The sequence below is a fragment of the Streptomyces sp. P13-3-3 genome (assembly GCF_050571355.1).
Classification (GTDB): domain Bacteria; phylum Actinomycetota; class Actinomycetes; order Streptomycetales; family Streptomycetaceae; genus Streptomyces; species Streptomyces althioticus.
This window is the reverse complement of record NZ_CP192228.1, coordinates 4,563,483-4,589,323: the sequence shown is the minus strand read 5'-3', so window position 1 is coordinate 4,589,323 and position 25,841 is coordinate 4,563,483. Positions and strand designations below refer to the sequence as shown.

The following is a 25,841-nucleotide window of genomic DNA, read 5'->3' as shown; positions in this document are numbered from 1 at the left end:
GACCCAGTGAACCGCCCTTCCCCCGGTGGACAGCGTCGTCCGCCGAACCCTGAGGAGTCCTCCCGTGGCCATCTCGGTCTTCGACCTGTTCTCGATCGGCATCGGCCCGTCCAGCTCGCACACGGTCGGCCCGATGCGGGCGGCCCGCATGTTCGCCCGGCGGCTGCGCAACGAGGACCTCCTGGACTCCGTCGCCTCCGTGCGGGCGGAGCTGTACGGCTCCCTGGGCGCCACCGGACACGGCCACGGCACGCCCAAGGCGGTGCTGCTCGGCCTTGAGGGCGACTCGCCGCGCACGGTGGACGTCGAGTCGGCCGACGAGCGCGTGGAGAAGATCAAGGACGGCGGCCGGATCCGGCTGCTCGGCGAGCACGAGATCGGCTTCTCCTACGACGACGACCTGGTGCTGCACCGCCGCAAGGCGCTGCCCTACCACGCCAACGGCATGACCCTGTGGGCGTACGACTCCTCCGGCGCGGAGCTGCTGGCCAAGACGTACTACTCGGTCGGCGGCGGTTTCGTCGTCGACGAGGACGCCGTGGGCGCGGACCGCATCGTGCTGGACGACACCGTCCTGAAGTACCCCTTCCGCACCGGTGACGAGCTGCTCCGCCTCACCAAGGAGACCGGCCTGTCGATCTCCGCGCTGATGCTGGAGAACGAGCGCGCCTGGCGGACCGAGGAGGAGATCCGCGAAGGGCTGCTGGAGATCTGGCGCGTGATGCGGGCCTGCGTGGAGCGGGGCATGACCCGCGAGGGCATTCTGCCGGGCGGCCTGAAGGTCCGCCGCCGGGCCGCCACCACCGCCCGCAAGCTGCGCTCCGAGGGGGACCCGCAGGCGCTCGCGATGGAGTGGATCACCCTCTACGCGATGGCGGTGAACGAGGAGAACGCGGCCGGCGGCCGGGTCGTCACCGCTCCGACGAACGGCGCGGCGGGCATCATCCCGGCGGTCCTGCACTACTACATGAACTTCGTGCCGGGCGCCGACGAGGAGGGCGTGGTCCGCTTCCTGCTCGCGGCGGGCGCCATCGGCATGCTCTTCAAGGAGAACGCCTCCATCTCCGGCGCCGAGGTCGGCTGCCAGGGCGAGGTGGGCTCCGCCTGCTCGATGGCGGCGGGCGCGCTCGCGGAGGTGCTGGGCGGTTCCCCGGAGCAGGTGGAGAACGCGGCCGAGATCGGCATGGAGCACAACCTGGGGCTGACCTGCGACCCGGTCGGCGGCCTGGTGCAGATCCCGTGCATCGAGCGCAACGGCATGGCCGCCGTCAAGGCGGTGACCGCCGCCCGGATGGCGATGCGCGGCGACGGCTCGCACAAGGTGTCCCTGGACAAGGTCATCAAGACCATGAAGGAGACCGGGGCGGACATGTCGGTGAAGTACAAGGAGACCGCGCGGGGCGGGCTCGCGGTGAACATCATCGAGTGCTGAGCCGGGCGCCGGGAAACGCCTCGCTGAACAGGGCTTTGCGTCAAGCAGGTTGAAACGGGGAACCATCAAGTCCCGTCCCCCCACAGCACCACACGGGAGAACCTGCATGCTGCGTGGCATCGACGTCAGTTCCTACCAGTCCTCCTCGTACGACACGGACGGCCTTTCCTTCGTCTTCATCAAGGCGACGGAAGGCCGTTCGTACGTGAATCCGAAACTGGCCGCCCAGACCAAGAGGGGACGGGACGCCGGCCTGGTGGTCGGGTTCTACCACTTCCTCTGGCCGGGGAACCTCACCGAACAGGCCGAGTACTTCGTCAGCAAGGCGCCCGAGACGCGGGGGGACATCCTCGCGGTGGACTGGGAGACGACGGGGGGCGGCTCGCACGCGAGCAATTCCGAGAAGGACCGCTTCATCCGCAAGGTGAAGGAACTCCGCCCCCATCACAAGGTCATTCTCTATTGCAACCGCCACTTCTGGCTGAACGTCGACACCACTTCCTACGCGGGCGACGGCCTCTGGATCGCCGATTACGCGGCGGCCGCCGGGAAACCGCGCATCAAGGCGGACTGGCGCTTCCACCAGTACACCGACGACCCGCTGGACAAGAACGTGGCGGACTTCTCCAGCGGGTCGGCGCTGCGGGAATGGGCGGGCGGCTGAAAGCGCGGATCTAGCCGCGGAACTCCTCCGGGCGCTCCGTGGATGCCTCGGCGAGGGCGCGGGTGACGGCGTCGGCGCTTCCGCGCAGGCCGTAGACGGGGGTGCCGGGCTGCTGGCGCCAGGAGCCGTCGATGCCGCCCGCGTCGACGGTGTCGAAGCCCAGTTCCTCGATCAGGTCGCGGACCTTGCGCTTGGCGGCCTCGTCGTCGCCGGCGACGGGAAGGGCCATGCGCTCGGGGTCGCCCGCGGGGCGGTGCCGGTCCAGCAGGTCCTGGGCGTAGGTGCCGTTGAACGCCTTGACGACGGGGTGGCCGATCTGGCGCTCGGTCCAGCGGCTCTCGGTGAGGCCCTCGTCCTCGATGCCGGCGATCCTGCCGTCGCGCTGCCGCGGGTAGTAGTTGCCGGTGTCGATGACGACCAGGCCGTCGGCGGCCTCGTCGAACAGTCCGGAGGGCAGGTCGGGCACGGCCTTGAGCGGCACGGTGACGACGGCGATCTCGGCGCCGCGCGCGGCCTCCTCGGCCCGTACCGGGGTCGCGCCGGTCTCGTCGGCGAGTTCCTTGAGGGTGTGCGGGCCGCGGGAGTTGGCGACGGAGACGTCGTGGCCGAGTGCCGTGAGCCGTCGCGTGAGGTTTCCGCCGATGTTGCCCGCGCCGATGATGCCGATCTTCATGTCTGCTCGCCTCGCCCTTTCCGGGGGTCGATGTCGCCGAGGTTTCTGGAAACCTCAATGATCGGCACCAACCCCGGGGGCGGGCGGACCATTCCCGGCGCTTTCGCCCGTACGGCCCCCGTTGCGGGCCCCGTGCGGCGTCCGCGGGGATTCCCACCGCGGGGATTCCCGGCGCCGGAACTCCGGCGCCGGGGAATGTCCGGCCTACGGGTCCGGTCCTACTTGTTCAGGTGGATCCAGAACTCGTCGAAGGACAGAAGCTTGTCGCCGTCGAGGTCCTGTGCCTTGATGACGGCCTCGGCGACGGCCTCGGTGACGTTCCAGTCGCCGCCCTGGGCCAGCGCGGTCTTGAACTCGGCAGCGGTGATGTAGCCGTCCCCGTTCGTGTCGATCCGCTCGAACTGCTTGCGTGCTTCCTCGATGTCCGCCACCGGTCCGCCCCTTCGCTGGTACTGGTTCTGTCGCGGCCAAGATTATCCGGCGGCCCGCGCCTCCAGCGCGGCGACCACCCATCCGAACTCCTCGGTGTGGGCGGAGGGCCGGTCCCATCCGTTCACCACGCCGGACAGTTCGCGGTAGCGGACCAGGCGCGGGTCGGCCGCCGCCGCGAGGCGCTTCAGCACGGCGGCCGGGTCGGCGTCGCCGATCAGGTCGCGCAGCACGGCCGCGGCGCGGGGTGTGCCCGGCTCGACGCCGTCGCGCAGGGCCTCGCCCGCGCCGCGGATCAGGCGGCTCATGAACCACAGGGAGCTGCCGCCGGGCACGCCGGGGCCCCGGTCGGCGGCGTTGAACTCGATCATCCCGCGCATGACGGTCCGGAACCCGGGGTCCTGGATCAGCTCGACGAGTTCCACCCAGGCGTCCACCTGCTCGGGTGTGGGGTCGTCGGGCAGGTCGGCCGCGGCGAACCGCAGGCGTTGCCGGATGTCGGGGTCCGCGGTGTCGAGCCCCTGGAAGATCTCGGTCATGAAGTCGTCGAGGATGCGGGCGCGCTCGGCGGCGGACAGTCTGGCCAGTCGGTTCATCAGGGTCGTCTCCTCGGCGGTCGAGCCCCTGCGGGCCACGGTCGACAGCACCGCGCGGGTCACCTTCAGCGACCGGATCCGCGCGTCCAGCGCGGCCACGTGTGCGGCCGCGACCTGGGCGACCGTGGTCTCGCCGGTGAGCACCCGGCGCACGTCGTCGAGGCCGAGGCCCAGTTCCCGCAGGGTGCGGACCAGTTCCAGCCGGGCGACGGAGCCGGCGTCGTAGAGCCGGTAGCCGCCCGCGGACCGCGCCACGGGCGGCAGGGCGCCCTCGTCGGACCAGTAGCGGATGGTGCGCACGGACAGGCCGGTGGCGCGGGCGAGTGCCCCGATGGTGAGGAGCCCGGTGCCGTCGTGGGTCATGTCGGGGAGTCTGGGCCTTCCAGCGGGTGGAGACTCAAGCCGCGCGGTGGCGGGTGCCCCCGGTGTGCCCCGGGGGCGGGGAGGTCAGCGGTCCGCCACGCGCATCTCGAACCAGGTGGTCTTGCCGTGGGAGAGGAGGTCGACGCCCCAGCGGTCGGCGAGTTTGTCGACGAGGAACAGGCCACGGCCGCTGATGTCCATCTCCTGCACCGGCATCAGACAGGGCAGGGCGCGGGACGGGTCGCGGACCTCGACGCGGATCCAGCCCCGGCGGTGCCGCATGCGCAGCCCGAAGGCGCGGGCCCCGGTGTGGCGTACGGCGTTGCCGACGAGTTCGGAGACGAGCAGTACGGCGTCCTCGGTGAGCTTGGGGGTCAGGCCCCAGCGGCGCAGGATGACGATCTGGACCAGTCGGCGGGCGACGGCGGCGGACTCGGGGAGGGACGGGAGCGGAACTTCACCCTCCGTAGGGTCGCCGTGCGTCTCCAGCGCGTGCACGGCACGTTCGTCCTCGACCGTCGGCGACCAGCGTGACGCGATGGCGCGTCCGTCTCCCCGCGGCTGTTCCATGCCCTCCAGCCCCGCCATGGCCCCATCATGGCCGCCCGCCGGGAGGGCCGGGGCCGTTCCGAGGGAATACGCCCCCCGTGCGCCCCCGCCCGTTCCTGGTCCTCCGGCATGTGCCACAGGCATGCCGATGCCTCCGAAAGCCTGCTCGACCTGCGAAAACGACTCATGCTCGGGCAATCGACGGGCCCCCTCGACGGACACGGCTTAAGGGTGCGTTAAGGCTCCCATAATGCGTACCGCCGAGAGGGCCCAATCAGACATGACGTCAACTGCAAGCCCCTTGCGGGGATTTCAACTGCTCGTCACAGGAACTTCGCCTTGCCGGGGCCCTCCTCCACGAAGCTGCGCATGCCCCGCTCGCGGTCCTCCGTGGCGAACAGGCCCGCGAACCAGTTGCGCTCCACCGCGAGCCCGGTGTCGATGTCCGTCTCCAGGCCGGTGTCGACGGACTCCTTGGCCGCCCGCAGCGCGAGCGCCGGCCCCTGCGCCAGCTTCGCCGCCCATGCGTGTGCCTGGGTGTAGACCTCGTCGGCGGGGACCACGCGGTCCACCAGGCCGAGGGCGAGCGCCTCGTCGGCCTTCACCTGACGGCCGGTGAAGATCAGGTCCTTGGCCTTGGACGGGCCGACGAGCCGGGCCAGCCGCTGGGTGCCGCCCGCGCCCGGGATCAGGCCGAGCAGGATCTCCGGCTGGCCGAGCTTGGCGTTCTCCCCGGCGATCCGGTAGTCGGCGCACAGGGCGAGCTCGCAGCCGCCGCCGAGCGCGTAGCCGGTGACGGCGGCGACGACGGGCTTGGGGATGCGGGCCACGGCGGTGAAGGAGTCCTGGAGGCCGCGGGCGCGCAGGACCATCGCGGTGTGGTCCATGGCCTGCATCTCCTTGATGTCCGCGCCCGCCGCGAACACCTTCTCGCCGCCGTAGATCACCACGGCGCGCACGTCCTCGTGGCGCGTGGCCTCCTCGGCGAGCTCCTTCAGACGGTCCTGCGTGGCGACGTCCAGCGCGTTCATGGGCGGCCGGTCCAGGCGCAGCGTGCCGACGCCCTCGGCGACTTCGAGATGTACGGTCATGCCAGCAGGTTAACGGTGACTAACGCCGTGCGCTCCGGTGCCGTGGCTCACACCCGATTCCGGTACCGGAGACGCCCACGGCCCCGGTGCGGACACCGGGGCCGTGGGCAGGACGAACGTCAGGTTTACGCCTTCCACTTCTCCCAGGACATGTTCCAGCCGTTGAGGCCGTTGTCCGGCGCGATCACCGCGTCGTCGCTGTTCTTGACCTCGACCACGTCGCCGATCAGCGAGTTGTCGAAGAACCAGGCCGCCGGGGCCTTCTTGTCCCAGCCGCCCTTCACGTCGCGCAGGCCGACGCAGCCGTGGCTGGCGTTGCGGTTGCCGAAGGCGTCGCCGCCCCAGTAGTTGCCGTGGATGAAGGTGCCGGAGGTGGACAGGCGCATGGCGTGCGGAACGTCCTCGATGTCGTACTCGCCGGCGTAACCGACGGTCTCGCCGTTCATGCGGGTCACCTTGTGCTTCTCGCTGATGACCATCTTGCCGTTCCAGGTCTCGTAGCCCGGCGCGCCGGTGGTGACCTTGATCTTCTTGATCACCTTGCCGTCGCGCATCACCTTCATGGTGTGCTTCTTGGCGTCGACGACGGAGATCTGGCTGCGGCCGATGGTGAAGGAGATCTTCTTGGACTGCTCGCCGTAGACGCCGTCGCGGCCCTCGACCCCGTCGAGGTTCAGGTCGACGGTGACCTTGGTGCCGGCCTTCCAGTACGTCTGCGGGCGGAAGTCCAGGCGGTCGTTGTCGAACCAGTGGCCTTCGACCTCGACGGCCGGCTCGGTGGTGATGCGGACGGCCTTCTCGACGTCCTCGGGCTTGGTGATGCCCCGGGTGAAGTTGAGGGAGAAGGGCATGCCGACGCCGACGGTGGAGCCGTCCTCAGGGGTGAAGTGCCCGATGAACGTCTCCTTCGGCGTCAAAGTGGTGAAGCGGGAGTCCTGCGTGGTGGTGCGGCCCTCGGCGTCCTCGGCGACCGCGTGCACCGTGTAGCTGGTGGAGGCGGCGAGGTGGGTGGACGGCGTCCAGGAGGCGCCGTCCCCGGATATCGCGCCCTCGACGGCCTTGCCCTTGGCGTTCTTGACGACCACCTCGGTCAGTTTGCCCCGGGCGGCCGTCACCTTCAGCTCACCGCTGGTCTCCACCGACTCGGCGCCGTCGCGCGGCGCGATGGTCACCCGCGCCTCGGACTGCGTGCTGCGCGCCGCCGTGGAGTCCTTGCCCTTGCCCTTGCCGTCGTCCGAGCCGGAGCCCGGCTCCGATCCCCCGCCGCAGGCGGTGACCGCCAGCATCACCCCGAGTGCCAGCGCGGCCAGTTTCCTGCCGCCGCGCCGCGCGCCCACCGACGCCCCCGATATCGGCCCCACGTTCACTTGTTTCTCCCCTCGGCGGGTCTGGCCGGACCCGGCCCCCCAGCGCGCCTCTCGCGCACACGGCGAATGGTAACCACTGGCCAAGGGCCTGGAAGGCGGCGGTTCTGTCACCGTTCCGTTCCAAGTTCAACGGTCCGGCCGAGGGGGTGCGGTCAGCGGCGGTTCACCGCGCCGCCCGCCTTCCATTCCTTCCAGTTCATGTTCCAGCCGCCGAGTCCGTTGTCCGGCGCGACCGTGCGGTCCTTGCTGTTGACGACCTCGACGACGTCGCCGATCAGACTGCGGTCGAAGAACCAGCCCGCCGGGGTGTCCGCGCCGCCGCCCTTCACGTCGCGCAGGCCGACGCAGCCGTGGCTGACGTTGCCGCTGCCGAACACCTCGGGCGCGGCCCAGTAGTTGCCGTGCAGGAAGGTGCCGGAACTGGTCAGCCGGATGGCGTGCGGGACGTCGGGGATGTCGTACTCGCCGCCGAAGCCGACCGTGCGGCTGTCCATGCGGGTGACCTCGAGCATCTCGGTGATCACCATCTTGCCGTTGTACGTGGGCGTCTTCGCCGCGCCCGCCGTGACCGGCACGGTGGCGAGCAGGTCCCCGTCCCGCCGCACCCGCATGGTGTGGGCGGCGGCGTCGACCACGGACACCTGGCTGCGGCCGACGGTGAAGGTGAAGGTGCGGCGCTGGAGGCCGTAGACGCCGGGCGCGCCCTCCACGTCGCGCAGGTTCAGGTCGACGGTGACCTCGGTGCCGGGCTTCCAGTACTCCTCGGGGCGGAAGTCCAGGCGGGTGTCGCCGAACCAGTGGGGGCGGATCTCCACGGCGGGCCGTGCCGTGACCCTGACCGCGCGCTCCACGGCGGCACGGCGGGTGATCTTCCGGTTGAACTCCAGGGACACGATCATCCCGGTGCCGACGGTGGACCGGTCCTCGGGGGCGACGTAGCCGATGAAGCGTTCCTCCGGGACGTGCGTGGTGAACGTGGTGTGCCGGGCGGAGCGGCGTCCCGAGCCGTCCACGGCGACCGCGTCGACGGTGTACTTCGCGGCGAGGGCGAGGCGTTCGTCGTCGGGCTTCCAGCTGCGGCCGTCCTCGGAGATCCGGCCCGGGACCGGCGACTCGCGCGCGTCCTGCCACACGACCGCCTTCACCGACTCCAGCCGGCCCTCGGCCACCCGCACCCGCAGCGCGTCGCCGGGGCGGACGCCCTTGCTGCCGTCGCGCGGGGACACCTGGATGGTCTCCCCCCGCCCCGGCGGCCCGAACGCCCCCGCAACGGGGCCCTCCGAGCTGCACCCGGCGGTCGCGGTCAGCAGTCCTGCCCATGTCACTACGACGGCCAGCGCGGCCCTCGCGCGCCGTGCGCGCCCTTGTACGTGCCTCACGCGGTACCCAACGACGGGCCTCGCCTCCGGGAAACGACCATGCCGCCCCTCGGGGAAACGTGAGTGCGAGGCGCGCTCTGGGCAGAACTGTGGGAGGACGACGCACCGGGGAGCCGCGGCCGGGCCGCACGGGCCGTGGCTCCCCTGTCCGCCGTCGTCCCCCACGAGCCGCGGGAGGCTGACAGGTGTCCAGCGCAGCCGAGCAGGAGGCGGTGGCCGGAGAGCGGGCCACCGGGGACGGGCGCCCGGCCGTCGTCGTGAACGGCGCGCGGCCGGCGCCGCCCGTGCCCACGGTGCCCGTCCGGCCGGGCCGGCCGACGCCGCTGGGCGCCCGGTTCCGCACCGGACCGGACGGGGTGGCGGGGACGAACTTCGCGCTCTGGGCGGGCGGGGCGGAGGGCGTGGAGCTGTGCCTGTTCGACGAGCACGGCCGGGAGAGCCGGGCCCCGCTGACCGAGCTGACGCACGGCATCTGGCACGGCTTCGTGCCGGGGGTGCTGCCGGGGCAGCGGTACGGCTACCGGGTGCACGGCCGGTGGGACCCGTGGACGGGCGGGCGCTGGAACCCGGCGAAGCTGCTGCTCGACCCGTACGCGCGCGCCGTGGACGGGGACTTCACGCTGCCGCCCGAGGTGTACGGGCACGTCCGGGACTGGCCGGAGCAGCATGTCGCGGACACCGTGCGCGACGACCGGGACTCGGCGCCGTACGTGCCGAAGGGCGTGGTCGTGCATGACGACGACGACTGGGCGGACGACCGGCGGCCGAAGACCCCGTGGGCCGACTCGGTCATCTACGAGCTGCACGTGCGCGGCTTCACCCAGCGGCACCCGGGCGTCCCGGAGGAGCTGCGCGGCACCTACGCGGGGCTCGCGCACCCGGCGGCGATCGAGCACCTGGTGAAGCTGGGCGTGACGGCCGTCGAGCTGCTGCCGGTGCACCAGTTCGCGCACGAGGACCATCTGCTGCGCCGGGGGCTGCGCAACTACTGGGGCTACAACTCCGTCGGCTACTTCGCCCCGCACGCCGCCTACGCGGCCTCCGGGACGGCCGGGCAGCAGGTCGGCGAGTTCAAGCGGATGGTGCGCGCGCTGCACGCGGCCGGCATCGAGGTGATCCTCGACGTCGTCTACAACCACACCGCCGAGGCGGGCGAGCTGGGCCCCACCCTGTCCCTGAAGGGCGTCGACAACCGCGGCTACTACCGCCTCCAGCCCGACGCCCGCCGGTACGCCGACTACACCGGGTGCGGCAACACCCTGCACGTGGTGCAGCCGCACGTGCTGCGGCTGATCACGGACTCGCTGCGCTACTGGGTGACGGAGATGGGCGTCGACGGCTTCCGCTTCGACCTGGCGGCGGCGCTGGCCCGCTCCATGCACGACGTCGACATGCTCTCCCCGTTCCTCGCGGTGATCGCGCAGGACCCGGTGCTGCGCCGGGTGAAGCTGATCGCGGAGCCGTGGGACGTCGGGTCGGGCGGCTACCAGGTGGGCGCCTTCCCACCCCTGTGGACGGAGTGGAACGACCGCTACCGGGACGCCGTGCGGGACTTCTGGCGCCACGCGCTGCCGGACGTGCGGGAGATGGGCTACCGGCTGTCCGGCTCCAGCGACCTGTACGCCTGGGGCGGGCGGCGGCCGTACGCCTCGGTCAACTTCGTCACCGCGCACGACGGTTTCACCCTGCGCGACCTGGTGTCGTACGACCGCAAGCACAACGAGGCCAACGGGGAGGGCAACCGCGACGGCACGGACGACAACCGGTCGTGGAACTGCGGCGTGGAGGGCGGGACGGACGACCCTGACGTGCGCGCCCTGCGGCGGCGGCAGCTGCGCAACCTGCTGACCACGCTGCTGCTGTCGACGGGCGTGCCGATGCTGGTGGCGGGCGACGAGATGGGCCGCACCCAGCGCGGCAACAACAACGCCTACTGCCAGGACAACGAGATCGGCTGGGTGGACTGGAGCCTGCGGGACGACCCGGAGTGGCGTCCGCTGCTGGAGCTGACCTCGCGGCTGATCGCGCTGCGCCACGAACATCCGGTGCTGCGCCGCCGCTCCTTCTTCTCCGGCCGGGCGCACGCCGCGGACGGGCTGCGGGACCTGGCCTGGTTCACCCCGCACGGACGGGAGATGACCGAGGACGACTGGTACGCGCCGGCCGCCACGCTCGGCATGTACCTCTCCGGGCGGGACATCCCGGGGCGGGACGAGCAGGGGGCGCCGGTGCTCGACGACAGCTTCCTGGCCGTGCTGCACGCGGGCGCGGAACCGGTGGAGTTCGTCCTGCCGGGGCCTCCGTGGGCCGAGCGGTACGAGGTGGTCGTCGACACGGCGCGGGAGGAGCAGGACCGCGCGCCCGCCGTGGTGCACCGGGCGGGGGCGCCGGTGCGCGTGCCCGGACGGTCGGTGCTGCTGCTGCGGGTGCGGCCCTGACGCGAAGGGCGCCCCGCGGTCAGCCGAGGATGCCCCGGTCGTACGCCGTCGCCACGGCCGCCGCACGGTCCTTGGCGCCCAGCTTGGCGAAGATGTGCGTCAGGTGCGTCTTCACCGTGGCCTCGCTGATGAACAGCTCACGGGCGATCTCCCGGTTGGAGGTGCCCCTGGCGACCAGCGCCAGCACCTCCCGCTCCCGCGCGGACAGCGGTTCCGCGCCCGGGGTGCGGGGCGCGCGGACGGCGGACACCAGCCGGGAGGCGACGGCCGGGGACAGCACGGAACGCCCCTGGGCCGCGGCGCGGACGGCGGTGAACAGCTCCTCGCGCGGCGCGTCCTTGAGCAGATAGCCGGTCGCGCCCGCCTCGATCGCGGGCAGCGTGTCGGAGTCGGTGTCGTACGTGGTGAGCACCAGCACCCGGGCGCGGGCGCCCCGCCGGGTCAGCTCCCGGATGGCCTCCACGCCGCCCGTGCCGGGCATGCGCAGGTCCATGAGGATCACGTCGGGGTCCAGCTCCGCCGCCCGTCGGAGCGCCGCCGCGCCGTCGGCCGCCTCGCCGAGCACGCGGAAGCCGGGCGCGGACTCGAACATGCCGCGCAGGCCGTCGCGGACGACGGGGTGGTCGTCGACGACGAGCAGGGTGATCACGGGCACGGCCTCGGCGGCCTCGGCGGCCTCGTCGGGGGCGGCGTCAGGGGTCATGGCGGACCAACGGTACGCGAGCCGAGACCGCCGTGCCGCCGCCCGGCTCGGACTCGACCGTGAGGGACCCGGCGACGCGTTCGGCGCGGGCCCGCATGCCGTCCAGGCCGAAGCCGCCGGCGGAGGTGTGCGCGGGGACGGCGAGCGGGTCGAACCCGCGGCCGTCGTCGCGGATGTCGAGGGTGACCTCGTCGCCCATGTAGGAGAGGGTCACGCCAGCGCGGGTGGCGCCCGCGTGGCGCGCGGTGTTGGAGAGGGCCTCCTGGGCGATGCGCAGCAGGGTGGCCGCGATCTCGTCGTGCAGCGGCTCGGCGGTCCCGGTGACGGTGAACTGGGCCCGCACGTCGGTGCGTTCGCCCCACTCGGTGACGGTCCGCTTCAGCGCCTCGGGCAGTCCGCCGTCGGCGAGCGCGACCGGGGCGAGGTTGTGCACGGAGCGGCGGGCCTCGCCGAGGCTCTCGCGGGCCAGGGCGAGCGCCCGGTCCAGACGGTCGCGGCCGGCGGCCGGGTCGGGGGTGTTCGCGGCGACCTGGAGCTGGGCGATGATGCCGGTGAGGCCCTGGGCCAGCGTGTCGTGGATCTCGGCGGCGAGCCTGCGGCGCTCGTCTGCGACGCCGGCCTCCCGCGCCTGGACGAGCAGTTGGGAGTGCAGGGCGGCGTTCTCGTCGAGCGCCTGCTGCAACGCGGTGTTGGTGCGTTCGAGTTCGGCGATGGTCGCCACACGGGCCCGGCCGCGGTCCTCCTCCAGGTCGGCGAAGTGCCCGAAGAGCAGGACCAGGACGCCGTTGGCGGCCAGGAGGGCGCCGAAGAGCGTCCAGCCGAGGCCGTCGTGCGGCGGCAGCCCGCCCGACTGGGAACCGGCCAAGGTCACGGCGGTGGCGCACAGGCCCGCCTTGCGCAGCGCACGCGGCAGCAGGCGCTCGGTGCTGAAGTAGCCGATGACTGCGTAGAAGGCGAACAGCGGGTTCAGCCAGGTCAGGGCGAAGCCGAGGCCCCAGCGCAGGACGTACTGGCGGATGCCCGCCGCGGACGGCCCGGGCGGCCGGGTGCGTGACCGCACGCCCCACCACAGCTCCACGGCGACGGCACCGGCGGTGAGGGCGCCGGCGGTCCGCCGTTCGCCGGTGCTCATGCCGAGGGCGTCGGTGGTCGCCCAGGCCAGCACGGCGCCCAGCAGGAGCAGTCCGTAGGGGCCCCAGCGGTCGAACACCGCCCAGCGGTCCTCGAGTCGGGCCGATTCCGTCATCGCACCAGTGTCCGGCACCGCCGTCCTCACTCCCAGCGGAACCACCGCACCGCGCCCGCGGTGAGCAGCACCGCCCACCCCGCCGTCACCGCCAGGTGCCCCGTTCCCGGCCAGTGGCCCGCCGACGCCTCGCCGAGGGCCTGCGCTGCCGCGCCGAACGGGGTCCAGCCGACGATGTCGGCCATCAGGTCGGGCATGGCCCCGACGGGCAGCCACACACCCGCGGTGAACATCATCGGGAACAGCGCGGTGGAGCCGACCGCCGTCGCGATCTTCGCCGTGCGGGCCAGGGCGCTGAGCAGCGCGCCGAACGCGAGGGAGGCGGCCAGGGCGAGCAGCAGCGCGAGGAGGTGGCCGAGGGGCTGTTCCGGCAGGGCTACGTCGAAGGCGAGGCGGCCGACGGCGAAGGTGAGCAGCGCGGACACCAGGGAGGCGGCGCCGAGCACCGTCATCTGCGCGGCGAGCAGGGCGGAGGGGCGGACCGGTGTGGTGGACATCCGGCGCAGGATGCCGGTCTCGCGGTAGCCGGTGAGGGTGGGCGGCATGCCCTGGAGCCCGCCGATGATCAGGCCGAGGAGGAGGGCGACCGGTACGTAGGCGTCGACCGGGCGCAGTCCGCCGAGGGCCGGGTCGGCCTCCCGGAAGGACGGGATGGAGCCGAGGATCGCCAGCAGGAGGGTCGGGAAGAGCATGATCCAGAAGATGCCGGCGGGTTCGCGCCGGAAGAGGCGGAACTCGGTGCGCAGCACTGCCGTGTTCACGAGTCCGGTGGTGCTCATGCGGGGCTCTCCGTGAGGTCGAGGAAGGCGTCGTCCAGCGTGGCGTCGGTGACGCGCAGCTGGTGGGCGGTGACGCGGGAGCGGGCGAGGAGGGTGAGGACGGCGTTGACCGTGTCGTCGGTGCCGGACAGGGTGATCCGGCCGTCCTTCCGGGCCACCGAGGCGAGCCCGGGCAGCGCGTTCAGGTCGGCGTCGTCGAGCGGGGCGGACGGGGTGAAGCTGATGACGGTGGCCCCGGCCGAGCGGCGGACCAGTCCCGCGGGGGTGTCGAGGGCGGCGACGCGTCCCTGGTCGATGACCGCGATCCGGTCGCAGAGGCGCTGGGCCTCCTCCATGAAGTGGGTGACGAGCAGGACGGTGACGCCGCCGGCGCGGACGTCCTCGATGAGTTCCCAGGTGTCCCGCCGGGCGCGCGGGTCGAGACCGGTGGTCAGCTCGTCCAGCACGACGATCCGCGGGTTGCCGATGAGGGCGAGCGCGATGAACAGGCGCTGCTTCTGGCCGCCGGACAGCTTCGCGAACCGGGTGGCCAGCTTCTCGGTGAGGCCGAGGCGTTCGGCGAGCGGGCGCCAGTCGGCGGGGCGGCGGTGGAAGGAGGCGTAGAGCTCCAGGGCCTCGCGGACGGTCAGCTTCGGCTGGAGTTCGCTCTCCTGGAGTTGCGCGCCGAGAACCCGGGTGACCTCGTCGTGGTCGGTGACGGGGTCGAGCCCGGCGACCCGGATCCGGCCGGAATCGGGGACGCGCAGCCCCTCCACGCACTCCACGGTGGTGGTCTTGCCGGCGCCGTTGGGACCGAGAATCCCGAAGATCTCGCCCTCGTCGACGGAGAAGGACACCCCGTCGACGGCGGTCCTGCCGCCGTAGGCCTTGCGCAGGTCGGTGACGTCGATGACGGACATGACGGTCAGTGTCGTGGTGGACGGGGCGCGCGCACATCGGCCGTCGCGCTCGGCCGCGCATCGTCCGATCGGCCGATGGAGTGGTACGACTCCCGGGCCCCGTGACGGGCGTTCACCGAGGTGGGGCGGGACCGTGGCGCCGGTCGTAGGACTCACGGCCGAGGCGGACCGGGCCGGAATTCGGTGGGCAGCGTCAGTGGCGAACCGTACTCTCACTGCTGATGCCCACTACACCTTCTCCCCGGGAACCCCGCTCCACCGTGCGGACGCTGCTACGGCTGTGGCCGTACGTGCGGCCTGTGCGGACGCGCCTGTTCACCGCCGCGTTCATCGCCGTCCTGGCGTCCTGCATAGGTCTCGTCATCCCGCTGGTGCTCAAGTGGATGGTCGACGGCCCCATCGCCGACCGTGACCCGGCGGGGGTGTGGCTCGGGGCGCTGTACCTGCTGCTGCTCGGGCTGGCGGAGGCGCTGCTGTTCGGGTTCCGGCGCTGGCTGGTGGCGCGGCCCCTGTCGCACGTCGAGGCGGAGATGCGCGCCGATCTGTACCGCCATCTCCAGCGGCTGCCGATCGCCTTCCACGACCGCTGGGCCTCGGGCCAGCTGCTGTCCCGGGCCACCACGGACCTCATGCTGCTGCGCATGTTCCTCGCGTTCCCGCTGACGTTCCTGCTGGTCAACGGCGTGACGATCCTGGTCGGCGTGAGCATCATGCTGGTCCAGGACTGGACGCTGGGGCTGGTCATCCTGATCCCGGCGGTGCCCGTGCTGATCACCTGCGTGGTGTTCGAGAAGCAGTACTCGCGGGCGGCGCGGCAGGCGCAGGACCAGGTGGGCGATCTGACGACCGTGGTCGAGGAGAGCGTGCTCGGCATCCGGATCATCAAGGGGTTCGGCCGGCACCGCAGCCAGGCGCGGGCGTTCCGCGAGCTGTCGGGGAAGCTGCGGGGCACGGAGCTGCACAAGGCGCGGCTGCTGGCGACGATCCTCGGCATCATCGTGACGCTGCCCGAACTGGCCATCGGCGCGGCGCTGGTGCTGGGCGCGGTGCAGGTGGCGGACGGCGAGCTGTCGGCGGGCACCCTGGTGGCGTTCCTGTCCACGGCGCTGGCGCTGCGCTGGCCGGTGGACTCGATCGGCTTCCTGCTGGCGATGAGCCAGGAGGCGGCGACGGCCACCGAGCGGTACTTCGAGGTGATGGACGCGGAGCCGGAGTCGGGCGGCCCGGCGTCCCCGGCGAAGGACGGCGGCCCCCGGGAAGGGCTGCGGTTCGAGAACGTCACCTTCCGCTACCCGGACGCGCCCGAGGGCTCGCCGCCCGTGCTGGACCGCGTCGACCTGCACATCCGGCCCGGCGAGTCGCTGGCGCTGGTCGGGGCGACCGGCAGCGGCAAGACCACGCTGACCGCGCTGGTGCCCCGGCTGCACGAGGTCACCGAGGGGCGCGTCACCCTCGACGGGCGGGACATCAGGGACATGTCCCGGGACGAACTGCGCTCCCGGGTCGCCGTCGCCTTCGAGGAGCCCACGCTGTTCTCCGCGACCGTCGGCGAGAACGTCCTGATGGGCGGCGGCAGCGGCGAGGAGGACCTGGACCGCGCCCTGGCCGTCGCCCAGGCCGACTTCGCCCACGCGCTGCCCCAGGGCACCGCGACCCAGGTCGGCGAGCAGGGCCTGAGCCTGTCCGGCGGGCAGCGGCAGCGGCTCGCGCTCGCCCGCGCGGTCGTGGGGCGGCCCGACTTCCTGGTGCTGGACGACCCGCTGTCCGCGCTGGACGTGCACACCGAGGCCGCGGTCGAGGCCGCGCTGCGCCGGGTCCTCGCCGACACCACGGCGCTGATCGTGGCGCACCGCCCGTCCACCGTGCTGCTCGCCGACCGGGTGGCGCTGCTGTCCGGCGGGCGTATCACGGCGGTCGGCACCCATCACGAACTGCTGCGCGGCAATGCCGAGTACGCCCACCTCATGTCGGGCGACCCGGCGGAGGAACTGGAGGAGCAGCGATGACGGCGGCCACGACCGCACCGGTCCGCGACGAGGACGACGACCGGACCCCGCAGGAGTCGGGCGACCCCTTCGACCGGGACGTGCTGCCCACTCCCCCGGGCGCCACCGGCGCGCTGCTGCGCTCCCTGCTCGCGCCGATGCGCGGCCGGGTGGCGCTGACCGCGCTGTTGCTGCTGCTCCAGCAGGCCGCCGTGCAGGCGGGCCCGCTGCTGGTGGCGTACGCGATCGACAGCGCGGTGCCCGCGTTCCGCGACAGCGACCACGGGCCGCTGTTCGCGGTGGCGGCGGGCTATCTGCTGTGCGCGTCGGCGGCCGGGGCGCTGCAGTACGCGTTCATCACCGCTTCCGCCCGGGTCAGCCAGGACGTGCTCCTGGACCTGCGCGGCCGGATCTTCCGGCACGCGCAGGCGCTGAGCGTGGACTTCCACGAGCGGTACACCTCCGGCCGGCTGATCTCCCGCTCCACCACCGACGTCGAGTCGCTGCGGGAGCTGCTGGAGGAGGGCCTGCAGGAACTGGTGATGACCATTCTGTCCGCCGTGTACATCTCGGTGCTGCTGCTCTGGCTGGACCTGGGTCTCGGCGCGGTCGCGGTGGCGTCGTTCGTGCCGCTGTACCTGCTGGTGCGGTCCTACCAGCGGCGGGCGCAGCGGGTGTACCGGAAGCGGTCGACGGCGATCGCCGCGGTGATCGTGAAGTTCGTCGAGACGATGAACGGCATCCGCCCGGTGCGCGCCTTCCGCCGCGAGAAGGCCAACGACGCCGACTTCGCGGTGCTGAACCGGCGGCACGAGAAGACCAACGGCGACGCGCTGCTGGAGATGGCCCGTTACGTCGTCGGCTCCCGGGTGACCGCGAACACCACGGTCGCGCTGATCGTGCTGTGGGGCGCCTACCGGGTGGCCGGGGAGACGCTGGCGCTGGGTGTGCTGGCGGCGGCCGTGCTCTATCTGCGGCGGCTGTACGACCCGATCGACCGGCTGGGCATGTTCCTCAACTCCTACCAGTCGGCGGCGGCCTCGCTGGAGAAGATCGCAGGCCTGCTCGCGCAGACCCCGTCCGTGCCCGAGCCGGCGGCGCCCCGCGAGCTGCCGGGGCGGCGCTCCGGTCTCCCCGGGCGGGAGGTGGTCTTCGACGACGTGCGGTTCGCGTACCGCACCGGCGGCGAGGTGCTGCCCCGCTTCGGCCTCACCCTGCCGGCCGGGCAGACCGTCGCCGTGGTCGGCTCCACGGGCGCGGGCAAGTCGACGCTGGCGAAGCTGCTCGCCCGCTTCTACGACCCGAGCGACGGACGGGTGCTGCTCGACGGGGTCGACCTGCGCGACCTGACGGGACGGGATCTGCGGCGCGAGGTGGTGATGGTGACCCAGGAGGCGTTCCTGTTCTCCGGGACGGTCGCCGAGAACATCTCCATCGGCCGTCCGGAGGCCACCCGCGAGGAGATCGAGCAGGCGGCCAGGGAGATCGGAGCGCACGACTTCATCGCCGCCCTGCCCGACGGCTACGACACGGACGTCCGCAAGCGCGGCGGACGCATCTCGGCGGGACAGCGGCAGCTGGTGGCGTTCGCGCGGGCGCTGCTCGCGGACCCGGCGGTGCTGATCCTCGACGAGGCGACCAGCTCGCTGGACGTCCCCGGCGAGCGGGCGGTGCAGCGGGCGATGGCCACGGTGCTGAAGGGCCGTACGGCGGTGGTGATCGCGCACCGTCTGTCCACCGTGGAGATCGCGGACCGCGTGCTGGTGATGGAGCACGGGCGGATCGTGGAGGACGGCAGCCCGGACGAACTCGTCGGCGGCACGGGCCGGTTCGCGGACCTGCACCGGGCCTGGCGGGACAGCCTGGCCTGACGCGTGCCGCCGTCGCGGGCCCGCTCCCGGGGGCGTGCCGGGGGACCGACCGAGAGGAGCACACCCGTGACGGAGGCGACGTCGATGCTGCTCGCGCGGCTGCACGCGGCGGGTCTCACGGACGTCGGCGCGGTCGAGCCGGCGTCCGGGGGTCTCGCCGCGACCGCGGGTCTGGCCCGCCGCGCGGACGGCACCCCGCTGTTCGTGAAGGCGTTCGGCGAGCCGCCGGCGGACGACGCCTTCGCCGCGGAGGCCGAGGGGCTGGCCGTGCTGCGCGAGGCGGGCGGTGTGGTCACGCCGGACGTCGTGCGCGCGGACCGGGACCTGCTGGTGCTGTCGGTGCTGCGGGCGCGGCCGGACACGGAGGCGTTCTGGGAGGCGTGCGCGCACGCGTTCGCCCGCCTGCACACCACCACGCGCCACGACCGGTTCGGCTGGCACCGGGACAACTGGCTGGGCCGCCGCCGCCAGGTCAACACCTGGACCGACGACGCGTTCGAGTTCTTCGCCCGGCACCGTCTGCTGCGCTGGCTGGAGGAGCCCCGGGTCCGTGAGGCGCTGGACGCCGCCGACCGCCGCGCGCTGGAGCGGCTGTGCGACCGGCTGCCCGAGCTGCTGCCGGACCGGCCCGCGTGCCTGACCCACGGCGACCTGTGGGCGCAGAACGTGATGGCCGCCCCCGACGGCCGGCCCGCGCTGATCGACCCGGCCGTGTCGTACACCTGGGCCGAGGTGGACCTCGCCCACCTGTGGACGACCGCACCGCCACCCGAGGCGCGGGTGTTCTTCGAGCGGTACGCGGAGCTGACCGGTCTCGACGCCGGCTGGCGGGAGCGGATGCCCGTCCTCCAGCTGCGGCAGCACCTGGCCGTGATCGCCCAGTTCGAGCCCGACTGGGGCGCCGCCGAACACGTACGGGCCACGCTCGCGCCGTTCCGGGAGCGCCCGTGAGACGACCGACGAGGCACGCCGGCCGCCGGGCCGCAGGGGGAGGACAGCGCACGTGATCGACACCTACGGGGATCCCGGCACGCCCGACGGGCGCGGCGGTGCCCGCTATCTGTGGTGGCTGGTGCGCCGGCAGCCGGGGCGCTGCCTGGCGGGGGCGGTGTACGGCAGCGTGTGGATGGTGCTGCTGGCGTCCACGCCGTACCTGATGTCCCGGGCGGTGGACGACGGGCTGGGGACGGGCGACATGGGGGCGCTGGCCGGCTGGGCCGGTCTGCTGGTCCTGGTGACCGCCTTCAACGCCTGGCTGAGCATGATGCGGCACCGCACGATGACGCAGGTGCGGATGGACGCCAACTTCCGCACGGTGAAGGTGGTCGTCGGGCACACCGTGCGGCTGGGCGCAGCGCTGGACCGGCGGGCGGCAGCCGGGGAGGTCGTCACCATCGGCGTGGGGGACGTGCAGGTGATCGCCCAGTCCCTCACCGCCGTCGGCCCGGGGTTCGGCGCGGTCGTGGCGTACGCGGCGGTGGCGGGGCTGCTGCTGACGGTGTCTCCGCTGCTGGCCGCGGTGGTGGTGCTGGGGGTGCCGGTGATCGGGCTGGTGGTGGGACCGCTCGCCGGGCGGCTGCAGGGCGCGGAGACGGAGTACCGCGAGAGGCAGGGCGTGCTGACCGCGCGGATCGGGGATCTCGCGGGCGGGCTGCGGGTGCTGAGCGGGCTCGGCGGCAAGGGGCTGGTCGCGGACGCGTTCCGCCGCGACTCGGGGCGGCTGCGGGAGCAGGGCTACCGGGTGGGGGCGGTGACCAGCTGGATGCAGGCGCTGGCCGCGGGCCTGCCGGCGCTGTTCCTCGCGGTGGTGACGTGGATCGCCGCCCGGCAGGCCGCGCAGGGGGAGATCACCGTCGGCGAACTGGTGTCGGTGTACGGGTACGTGACCGTCCTGGTGTGGCCGGTGATGTTCCTGATCGAGTGCGGCTACTACCTCAGCCGGGGCGTGGTCGCGGCCGGCCGGGTGGCGGCGCTGCTGCGGATCCAGCCGCCGCCGGACGCGGCCACCGCCGAACCGCCGGCCGAACCGTCCACGCTGGAGGACCCGCAGTCCGGGGTGCGGGTGCTGCCGGGGCGGCTGACCGCGCTGGTCTGTGCCCGGCCGGCGGACGCGGTGGCCGTGGTGGACCGGCTGGGCCGGTACACGCCGTCCGACGTCATGTGGGGCGGGGTCCGGCTGGACGAGGTGGCGCTCGCCCGGGTGCGGGAGCGGATCCTGGTCGCCGAACCGGAGGCCGCGCTCTTCGCGGGCCCGCTGCGCGAGGTGGTCGCGGGCCGGGGCGGGGCGTCCGACGCGCGGGTGCTGGGCGCACTGCACGCGGCGGCGGCCGACGACGTGGTGCGCGGGCTGCCGGACGGCCTCGACTCGGTGGTGTCCGCGCAGGGCCGCAGCCTGTCCGGCGGTCAGCGGCAGCGGGTCCGGCTGGCGCGGGCGCTGCTCGCCGACCCGGAGGTGCTGCTGGCGGTGGAGCCGACCTCGGCGCTCGATGCGCACACCGAGGCGCTGGTCGCCGACCGGCTGCGCACGGAGCGCGAGGGCCGGACCACGGTGCTGGTCACCACCTCACCGCTGGTCCTCGACCGGGCCGACCGGGTGCTGTTCCTGTCCGACGGCAAGGTGACGGCGAGCGGCTCGCATCGTGAACTGCTGGAAGGTGAGCCGGAGTACCGACGCCTGGTGGCCAGGGACGCGGAGCAGGACGCCACCGAGGAGGTGGCCCGATGAGCGCGGAACGACTGCCTGTGGCGGAACCGGGTGATGTGCGGCGGGCCGCCGGGGAGCGCGCGCCGGCCGACCGTCGGCGTCCCCCGACCGCCGCCAAGGCGTCGGCGAGCGGCGCCCACCACCGGCTGCCCGAAGAGCCGGAACACGGCCACAAGGTCGCCCACGACGCCGGACAGGACACCCACCAGGAGGTCCCCCGATGAGCGCGGAACGACTGCCAGTGGCGGAGCCGGGCGATGTGCCGGGGACGCTTGGGGAGCTGGCAGAGACCAACGCGGCGGTCCGGGACGCCGAACGGAACGTCACCCAGGAGGTCCCCCGATGAGCGCGGAACGACTGCCGGTGGCGGAGCCGGGTGATGTGCGGCGGGCCGCCGGGGAGCTGGTGCGGGCCGACGGGCGGGCGTTCGCGGGTGTGCTGGCGCTGAACGGCGCGGCCGCCCTCGCCGGGCTGGCCGGGCCGTGGCTGCTCGGGCGGATCGTCGACGAGGTGCGGGCGGGCGGCGGCACCGCCGTGGTGGACCGGCTGGCCCCGGTCATCCTGGCGTGCGCGGTGGCGCAGCTGCTGCTGTCCCGGTGGGCCCGTTACGTGGGCCACCGGTTCGGGGAGCGGACGCTGGCGCGGGTGCGTGAGCGGTTCGTGGACCGGGCGCTGGCGCTGCCGTCCGCCGTCGTGGAGCGGGCCGGCACCGGCGATCTGACGACGCGGGGCACGGCGGACGTGACCGCCGTCGGCACCACGCTGCGCGACGCCGGACCCTCACTGCTGGTCAACCTGGTGCAGTCGCTGTTCGTGATGGTCGCGATCCTGGTCGTGGACCCGCTGCTGGGCGCGCTGGGGCTGCTGTGCCTCACCCCGATCTGGCTGGTGCTGCGCTGGTACCTGCGGCGGGCCAGGGACGCGTACCTCGCCGAGGGCGCGGCCAACTCGGACGTCGCGGAGGTGGTCGCGTCGACGGCGGCGGGCGCCCGCACGGTGGAGGCGTTCCGGATGGAGGAGCGGCGGATCCGGGCGAGCCGGGAGGCGCTGGAGACGTCCCGCCGCGCCCGTATGCGCACGCTGTTCCTGCGGTCGGTGTTCTTCCCGGTGGTCGAGCTGTCGTACATCGTGCCGGTGGCGGGGGTGCTGCTGTGCGGCGGATGGCTGCTCGCGCGGGACGCGGTGAGCCTGGGCGCGGTCGTGGCGACGTCGCTGTACCTGCTGCAGTTGAGCGGCCCGCTGGACGAGGTGCTGATGCGGCTGGAGCAGCTCCAGTCCAGCGGGGCCTCGTTCGCCAGGGTGGAGGGCCTGGCCCAGGCGCCGCGCGCGGCCGGGCGCAGCGACGCTCCCGACCCGGCGGACGACCGCATCGACGTGACCGGTGTGCGCTACGCGTACGACGGGGGCGGTGAGGTGCTGCGGGGGGTGGACCTGACGCTGACGCCGGGCGAACGGCTGGCGGTGGTCGGGCCGTCGGGCGCGGGCAAGACCACGCTGAGCCGGCTGCTGGCGGGGGTGGACGCGCCGGCCGCCGGGAGCGTGACCGTGGGCGGGGTGCCGGTGGCGGCGCTGGACCCCGAGCGGCTGCGGCGGCAGGTGGTGCTGGTGACCCAGGAGCACCATGTCTTCCTGGGGTCGGTCCGGGACAATCTGCGGATCGCCGCGCCGGACGCCGGGGACGGGGAGCTGTGGGCGGCGCTGGCCGTGGTGGGCGCGGACGGCTGGGTACGTGAGCTGCCGTGCGGGCTGGACACCGAGCTGGGCGAGGGCGGCCACGCCACCGACGGACCCCAGGCGCAGCAACTCGCCCTGGCCCGCGTGGTGCTGGCCGACCCGCACACGCTGGTACTGGACGAGGCGACGGCCCTGCTCGACCCGGCGACCGCCCGGCACGCGGAGCGCGCGCTGGCCGCCGTGCTGGAGGGCCGTACGGTCGTCGCCGTCGCGCACCGGCTGCACACCGCGCACGACGCGGACCGGGTGGCCGTGATGGAGGACGGCCGCCTCTCCGAACTGGGCACGCACGACACCCTGGTGGCGGAGGACGGGGTGTACGCGGCGTTGTGGCGCTCGTGGCACGGGGACGGGACGGGCGGCGTCCCGCCGTCGTCCGTATAACGGACGCCCCCTTCCGGAGACCGAACGGAATCCGGCCAACTTCCTGACGCGCTCCTGACAGAAACCGCGATCCCCTGCCACTCTTCCCACGGCCGCTTCACAGCAACCCCACAGCTTCGGCTGCCCGTTGTGCGGCGGTCACTGCTCGGAGCACTTCCGTTCTGCCCGGCCGGCTGACCCGCCGGCCGGTCTCCCCAGGCCGCGTACCCCCGCGGCCCCGCAGAAGGAGTCAGCGTTGAGAAGCAGGACGTCCCACAGACGCACCCCCCGCACCGCGCAGCGCCGCGTCGCCGCCGTCGCCCTGGCCGGCGTGGCCGCGCTGATCGCCACGGCCGTCCAGTCCGGCGCCGCCACCGCCGCCCCCGGCACGGCGCCCCGGACCGCGAGCGCCGCCGCGCCCGGCTCGGAGCCGGTCAAGCTCACCCCCGCCCAGCGTGCCGCGCTGATGCGCCAGGCGGACTCCGTCAAGGCCGAGACCGCGAAGGACCTCGGTCTGGGCGCGAAGGAGAAGCTCGTCGTCCGCGACGTCCTCAAGGACCGCGACGGCACCGTGCACGTCCGCTACGAGCGCACCTACGACGGGCTGCCCGTCCTCGGCGGCGACCTGATCGTCCAGGGTGACTCGGCCGGCGAGGCGGACAGGGTCGTCAAGGCGACCCGCGCCGCGGTGAAGCCCGCCACCACCGCCGCGAAGGTGCCGGCCGCGAAGGCCGAGGCGCAGGCCCTGTCCGCCGCGCAGGCCGAGAAGGCCGAGGGCGCGGACGTCGACCGGGCCCCGCGCAAGGTGATCTGGGCGGCGGACGGCAAGCCGGTCGTCGCGTACGAGACGGTGGTCGGCGGCCTCCAGCACGACGGCACCCCGCAGGAGCTGCACGTCGTCACCGACGCCACCACGGGCGAGAAGCTGTACGAGTGGCAGGCCGTGCAGAACGGCACCGGCCACACGGTCTACAGCGGCACCGTCGACCTGACGACCACCCAGTCGGGCTCGACGTACAACCTCACCGACGGCGCGCGCGGCGGACACAAGACGTACAACCTCAACCGCGGCACCTCCGGCACCGGGACGCTGTTCTCCGGCTCCGACGACGTCTGGGGCAACGGCAGTCCCTCCAACGCGGAGTCGGCCGGCGCGGACGCCCACTACGGGGCGGCGCTGACCTGGGACTACTACAAGAACGTGCACGGCCGCACCGGCATCCGCGGGGACGGCGTCGGCGCGTACTCCCGGGTCCACTACGGCAACAACTACGTCAACGCCTTCTGGTCGGACAGCTGCTTCTGCATGACCTACGGCGACGGCTCCGGCAACGCCAACCCGCTCACCTCGATCGACGTGGCCGCGCACGAGATGTCGCACGGCCTCACCTCGGCCACCGCGGGCCTGGTCTACAGCGGCGAGTCCGGCGGCCTCAACGAGGCGACGAGCGACATCTTCGGCTCGACCGTCGAGTTCTACGCCAACAACTCCTCCGACGTGGGTGACTACCTCATCGGCGAGGAGATCGACATCAACGGGAACGGCACCCCGCTGCGGTACATGGACAAGCCGAGCAAGGACGGCCGGTCCAAGGACTCCTGGTACTCCGGCATCGGCTCGATCGACGTCCACTACTCGTCGGGCGTGGCGAACCACTTCTTCTACCTGCTGAGCGAGGGCAGCGGTACGAAGACCATCAACGGGGTCACCTACGACTCCCCCACCTCCGACGGCCTGCCGGTCACCGGCATCGGCCGCGCCAAGGCGGAGAAGATCTGGTTCCGCGCGCTCACCACGAAGTTCACCTCCACCACGAACTACGCGGCGGCCCGCACCGGCACCCTGGCGGCGACCGGTGAGCTGTACGGCACGGACAGCGCCGAGTACAAGGCGGTGCAGGACGCCTGGGCGGCCGTCAACGTCGGCACCCGCTCCGGCGGTCCCGGGGGCGGCGGCACCACCTTCGAGTCGACCACCGACGTGGCGATCCCGGACGCCGGCGCCGCGGTGACGTCCGCGATCACCGTCACCGGCCGCACCGGCAACGCGCCGGCCAACCTCCAGGTCGCGGTGGACATCGTGCACACGTGGAGCGGTGACCTGGTCGTCGACCTGGTGGCCCCGGACGGCACCTCGTACCGCCTCCGCAACCGCACCGGCGGTTCGGCGGACAACATCAACGAGACGTACACGGTCAACGCCTCGTCGGAGACGGCCAACGGCACCTGGCGGCTTCGGGTCCAGGACACGGCCCGCTACGACACCGGCTACATCAACGGCTGGAGCCTGACCTTCCCGTAGGCGGACCCCGTCGTCGTACGGATTCCGTCGTCGTACGGATCCCGTCGTCGTACGGACCCTGTCGCGACGCCGTCCCGGGTGGTTCCGACCGCCCGGGACGGCGCCGCTTTTTGCCGACCCCATACGCACCGAGGGTTGCGCCTTTGCCGAGGTCACACGGTTTTACACACCCGCAACACACGGCCCGACGGCTACTTTCGGCCAACATCATTCGACCCTCATGACATGTACGCGTCGCGGGTGTCACTCTTCCCTCGCTCGGTGCACCACCCGG

At 73.0% G+C, this 25,841-nt stretch carries 20 protein-coding genes and 1 pseudogene; 10 read left to right on the top strand and 11 right to left on the bottom strand.

Annotated elements, in window-relative coordinates:
* The first annotated feature begins 64 nt into the window (after positions 1–64).
* Both ACQZOG_RS21085 and ACQZOG_RS21080 read left to right on the top strand, forming a co-directional pair.
* A complete protein-coding gene (locus tag ACQZOG_RS21085) occupies positions 65–1,432 on the top strand; it encodes an L-serine ammonia-lyase (protein ID WP_037641699.1) in 1,368 nt (455 codons plus the stop codon).
* 106 nt (positions 1,433–1,538) lie between these two features.
* Entirely contained in the window at positions 1,539–2,096 is a 558-nt protein-coding gene (locus tag ACQZOG_RS21080) for a glycoside hydrolase family 25 protein (protein ID WP_033276035.1), read from the top strand.
* Positions 2,097–2,106: 10 nt separating this feature from the next.
* Here ACQZOG_RS21080 and ACQZOG_RS21075 read toward each other — a convergent pair.
* From ACQZOG_RS21075 to ACQZOG_RS21045, 7 genes and pseudogenes are all read right to left on the bottom strand, one after another.
* A pseudogene (locus tag ACQZOG_RS21075) lies at positions 2,107–2,772 on the bottom strand (NADPH-dependent F420 reductase); the annotation flags it as partial.
* A 215-nt stretch (positions 2,773–2,987) separates the two neighbouring features.
* Positions 2,988–3,200: an EF-hand domain-containing protein gene (locus tag ACQZOG_RS21070; RefSeq protein ID WP_033276037.1), complete on the bottom strand. Its 213-nt coding sequence runs from the start codon at positions 3,198–3,200 to the stop codon at positions 2,988–2,990.
* A 42-nt stretch (positions 3,201–3,242) separates the two neighbouring features.
* Complete coding sequence (locus ACQZOG_RS21065; RefSeq protein WP_033276038.1) at positions 3,243–4,157, bottom strand: MerR family transcriptional regulator; 915 nt, start codon at positions 4,155–4,157, stop codon at positions 3,243–3,245.
* Between the two features lie 84 nt (positions 4,158–4,241).
* Positions 4,242–4,850, bottom strand: a complete 609-nt coding sequence (locus ACQZOG_RS21060; protein ID WP_078493017.1) for an ATP-binding protein — start codon at positions 4,848–4,850, stop codon at positions 4,242–4,244.
* Between the two features lie 179 nt (positions 4,851–5,029).
* Positions 5,030–5,797: an enoyl-CoA hydratase/isomerase family protein gene (locus ACQZOG_RS21055; protein WP_359596836.1), complete on the bottom strand. Its 768-nt coding sequence runs from the start codon at positions 5,795–5,797 to the stop codon at positions 5,030–5,032.
* A gap of 125 nt (positions 5,798–5,922) precedes the next feature.
* Positions 5,923–7,164: a L,D-transpeptidase gene (locus tag ACQZOG_RS21050; protein ID WP_430741724.1), complete on the bottom strand. Its 1,242-nt coding sequence runs from the start codon at positions 7,162–7,164 to the stop codon at positions 5,923–5,925.
* A 152-nt stretch (positions 7,165–7,316) separates the two neighbouring features.
* Positions 7,317–8,543: a L,D-transpeptidase gene (locus tag ACQZOG_RS21045; protein WP_430741723.1), complete on the bottom strand. Its 1,227-nt coding sequence runs from the start codon at positions 8,541–8,543 to the stop codon at positions 7,317–7,319.
* A 185-nt stretch (positions 8,544–8,728) separates the two neighbouring features.
* Here ACQZOG_RS21045 and glgX point away from each other — a divergent pair, with 185 nt between their 5' ends.
* The gene (gene glgX, locus ACQZOG_RS21040) at positions 8,729–10,981 is read left to right on the top strand and encodes a glycogen debranching protein GlgX (protein ID WP_430741722.1); all 2,253 of its coding nucleotides are present in this window, start codon (positions 8,729–8,731) and stop codon (positions 10,979–10,981) included.
* Between the two features lie 19 nt (positions 10,982–11,000).
* Here the strand turns inward: glgX and ACQZOG_RS21035 are convergent, their stop codons facing one another.
* The 4 genes from ACQZOG_RS21035 to ACQZOG_RS21020 are packed head-to-tail and all read right to left on the bottom strand — an operon-like array spanning position 11,001 to position 14,608.
* Complete coding sequence (locus ACQZOG_RS21035) at positions 11,001–11,684, bottom strand: response regulator (RefSeq protein WP_268267847.1); 684 nt, start codon at positions 11,682–11,684, stop codon at positions 11,001–11,003.
* Positions 11,674–12,930 carry a sensor histidine kinase gene (locus tag ACQZOG_RS21030; protein ID WP_387760111.1) on the bottom strand — a complete coding sequence of 419 codons (1,257 nt, stop codon included), beginning with the start codon at positions 12,928–12,930 and terminating at the stop codon, positions 11,674–11,676. Before ACQZOG_RS21030 ends, ACQZOG_RS21035 begins: the two co-directional genes overlap by 11 nt.
* 26 nt (positions 12,931–12,956) lie before the next feature.
* Positions 12,957–13,709, bottom strand: coding sequence for an ABC transporter permease (locus ACQZOG_RS21025; protein WP_430741721.1), 753 nt, complete (start codon positions 13,707–13,709; stop codon positions 12,957–12,959).
* Positions 13,706–14,608, bottom strand: a complete 903-nt coding sequence (locus ACQZOG_RS21020) for an ATP-binding cassette domain-containing protein (RefSeq protein ID WP_430741720.1) — start codon at positions 14,606–14,608, stop codon at positions 13,706–13,708. The genes ACQZOG_RS21025 and ACQZOG_RS21020 overlap by 4 nt, the downstream gene beginning before the upstream one ends.
* 221 nt (positions 14,609–14,829) lie before the next feature.
* On the opposite strand from ACQZOG_RS21020, the gene ACQZOG_RS21015 reads away from it, so the two are divergent.
* The 7 genes from ACQZOG_RS21015 to ACQZOG_RS20985 all read left to right on the top strand — a co-directional run bounded on the left by ACQZOG_RS21015 (position 14,830) and on the right by ACQZOG_RS20985 (position 25,567).
* Positions 14,830–16,614 (top strand): ABC transporter ATP-binding protein, encoded by a 1,785-nt coding sequence (locus ACQZOG_RS21015; RefSeq protein ID WP_037641682.1) that lies wholly within the window; start codon positions 14,830–14,832, stop codon positions 16,612–16,614.
* A complete protein-coding gene (locus ACQZOG_RS21010) occupies positions 16,611–18,464 on the top strand; it encodes an ABC transporter ATP-binding protein (protein WP_354795948.1) in 1,854 nt (617 codons plus the stop codon). Before ACQZOG_RS21015 ends, ACQZOG_RS21010 begins: the two co-directional genes overlap by 4 nt.
* A 66-nt stretch (positions 18,465–18,530) precedes the next feature.
* Positions 18,531–19,415, top strand: a complete 885-nt coding sequence (locus ACQZOG_RS21005; protein ID WP_430741719.1) for a fructosamine kinase family protein — start codon at positions 18,531–18,533, stop codon at positions 19,413–19,415.
* Positions 19,416–19,467: 52 nt separating this feature from the next.
* Entirely contained in the window at positions 19,468–21,189 is a 1,722-nt protein-coding gene (locus ACQZOG_RS21000; RefSeq protein WP_033276050.1) for an ABC transporter ATP-binding protein, read from the top strand.
* A complete protein-coding gene (locus ACQZOG_RS20995; protein WP_033276051.1) occupies positions 21,186–21,392 on the top strand; it encodes a hypothetical protein in 207 nt (68 codons plus the stop codon). Before ACQZOG_RS21000 ends, ACQZOG_RS20995 begins: the two co-directional genes overlap by 4 nt.
* A 118-nt stretch (positions 21,393–21,510) precedes the next feature.
* Complete coding sequence (locus ACQZOG_RS20990; protein ID WP_037641673.1) at positions 21,511–23,286, top strand: ABC transporter ATP-binding protein; 1,776 nt, start codon at positions 21,511–21,513, stop codon at positions 23,284–23,286.
* A 235-nt stretch (positions 23,287–23,521) separates the two neighbouring features.
* Positions 23,522–25,567, top strand: a complete 2,046-nt coding sequence (locus ACQZOG_RS20985) for a M4 family metallopeptidase (protein WP_430741718.1) — start codon at positions 23,522–23,524, stop codon at positions 25,565–25,567.
* Positions 25,568–25,841: the final 274 nt, after the last annotated feature.

What these genes read in the sequence shown, in the direction of transcription:
- ACQZOG_RS21065 (WP_033276038.1), bottom strand. Translation starts at nt 4,157, where the DNA reads ATGACCCACGACGGCACCGGGCTCCTCACCATCGGGGCACTCGCCCGC.
- ACQZOG_RS21035 (WP_268267847.1), bottom strand. Translation starts at nt 11,684, where the DNA reads ATGACCCCTGACGCCGCCCCCGACGAGGCCGCCGAGGCCGCCGAGGCC.
- ACQZOG_RS21010 (WP_354795948.1), top strand. Translation starts at nt 16,611, where the DNA reads ATGACGGCGGCCACGACCGCACCGGTCCGCGACGAGGACGACGACCGG.
- ACQZOG_RS21030 (WP_387760111.1), bottom strand. Translation starts at nt 12,930, where the DNA reads ATGACGGAATCGGCCCGACTCGAGGACCGCTGGGCGGTGTTCGACCGC.
- ACQZOG_RS21015 (WP_037641682.1), top strand. Translation starts at nt 14,830, where the DNA reads ATGCCCACTACACCTTCTCCCCGGGAACCCCGCTCCACCGTGCGGACG.
- ACQZOG_RS20990 (WP_037641673.1), top strand. Translation starts at nt 21,511, where the DNA reads ATGAGCGCGGAACGACTGCCGGTGGCGGAGCCGGGTGATGTGCGGCGG.
- ACQZOG_RS21025 (WP_430741721.1), bottom strand. Translation starts at nt 13,709, where the DNA reads ATGAGCACCACCGGACTCGTGAACACGGCAGTGCTGCGCACCGAGTTC.
- ACQZOG_RS21080 (WP_033276035.1), top strand. Translation starts at nt 1,539, where the DNA reads ATGCTGCGTGGCATCGACGTCAGTTCCTACCAGTCCTCCTCGTACGAC.
- ACQZOG_RS21020 (WP_430741720.1), bottom strand. Translation starts at nt 14,608, where the DNA reads ATGTCCGTCATCGACGTCACCGACCTGCGCAAGGCCTACGGCGGCAGG.
- ACQZOG_RS21055 (WP_359596836.1), bottom strand. Translation starts at nt 5,797, where the DNA reads ATGACCGTACATCTCGAAGTCGCCGAGGGCGTCGGCACGCTGCGCCTG.
- ACQZOG_RS20995 (WP_033276051.1), top strand. Translation starts at nt 21,186, where the DNA reads ATGAGCGCGGAACGACTGCCTGTGGCGGAACCGGGTGATGTGCGGCGG.
- ACQZOG_RS21060 (WP_078493017.1), bottom strand. Translation starts at nt 4,850, where the DNA reads ATGCCTGTGGCACATGCCGGAGGACCAGGAACGGGCGGGGGCGCACGG.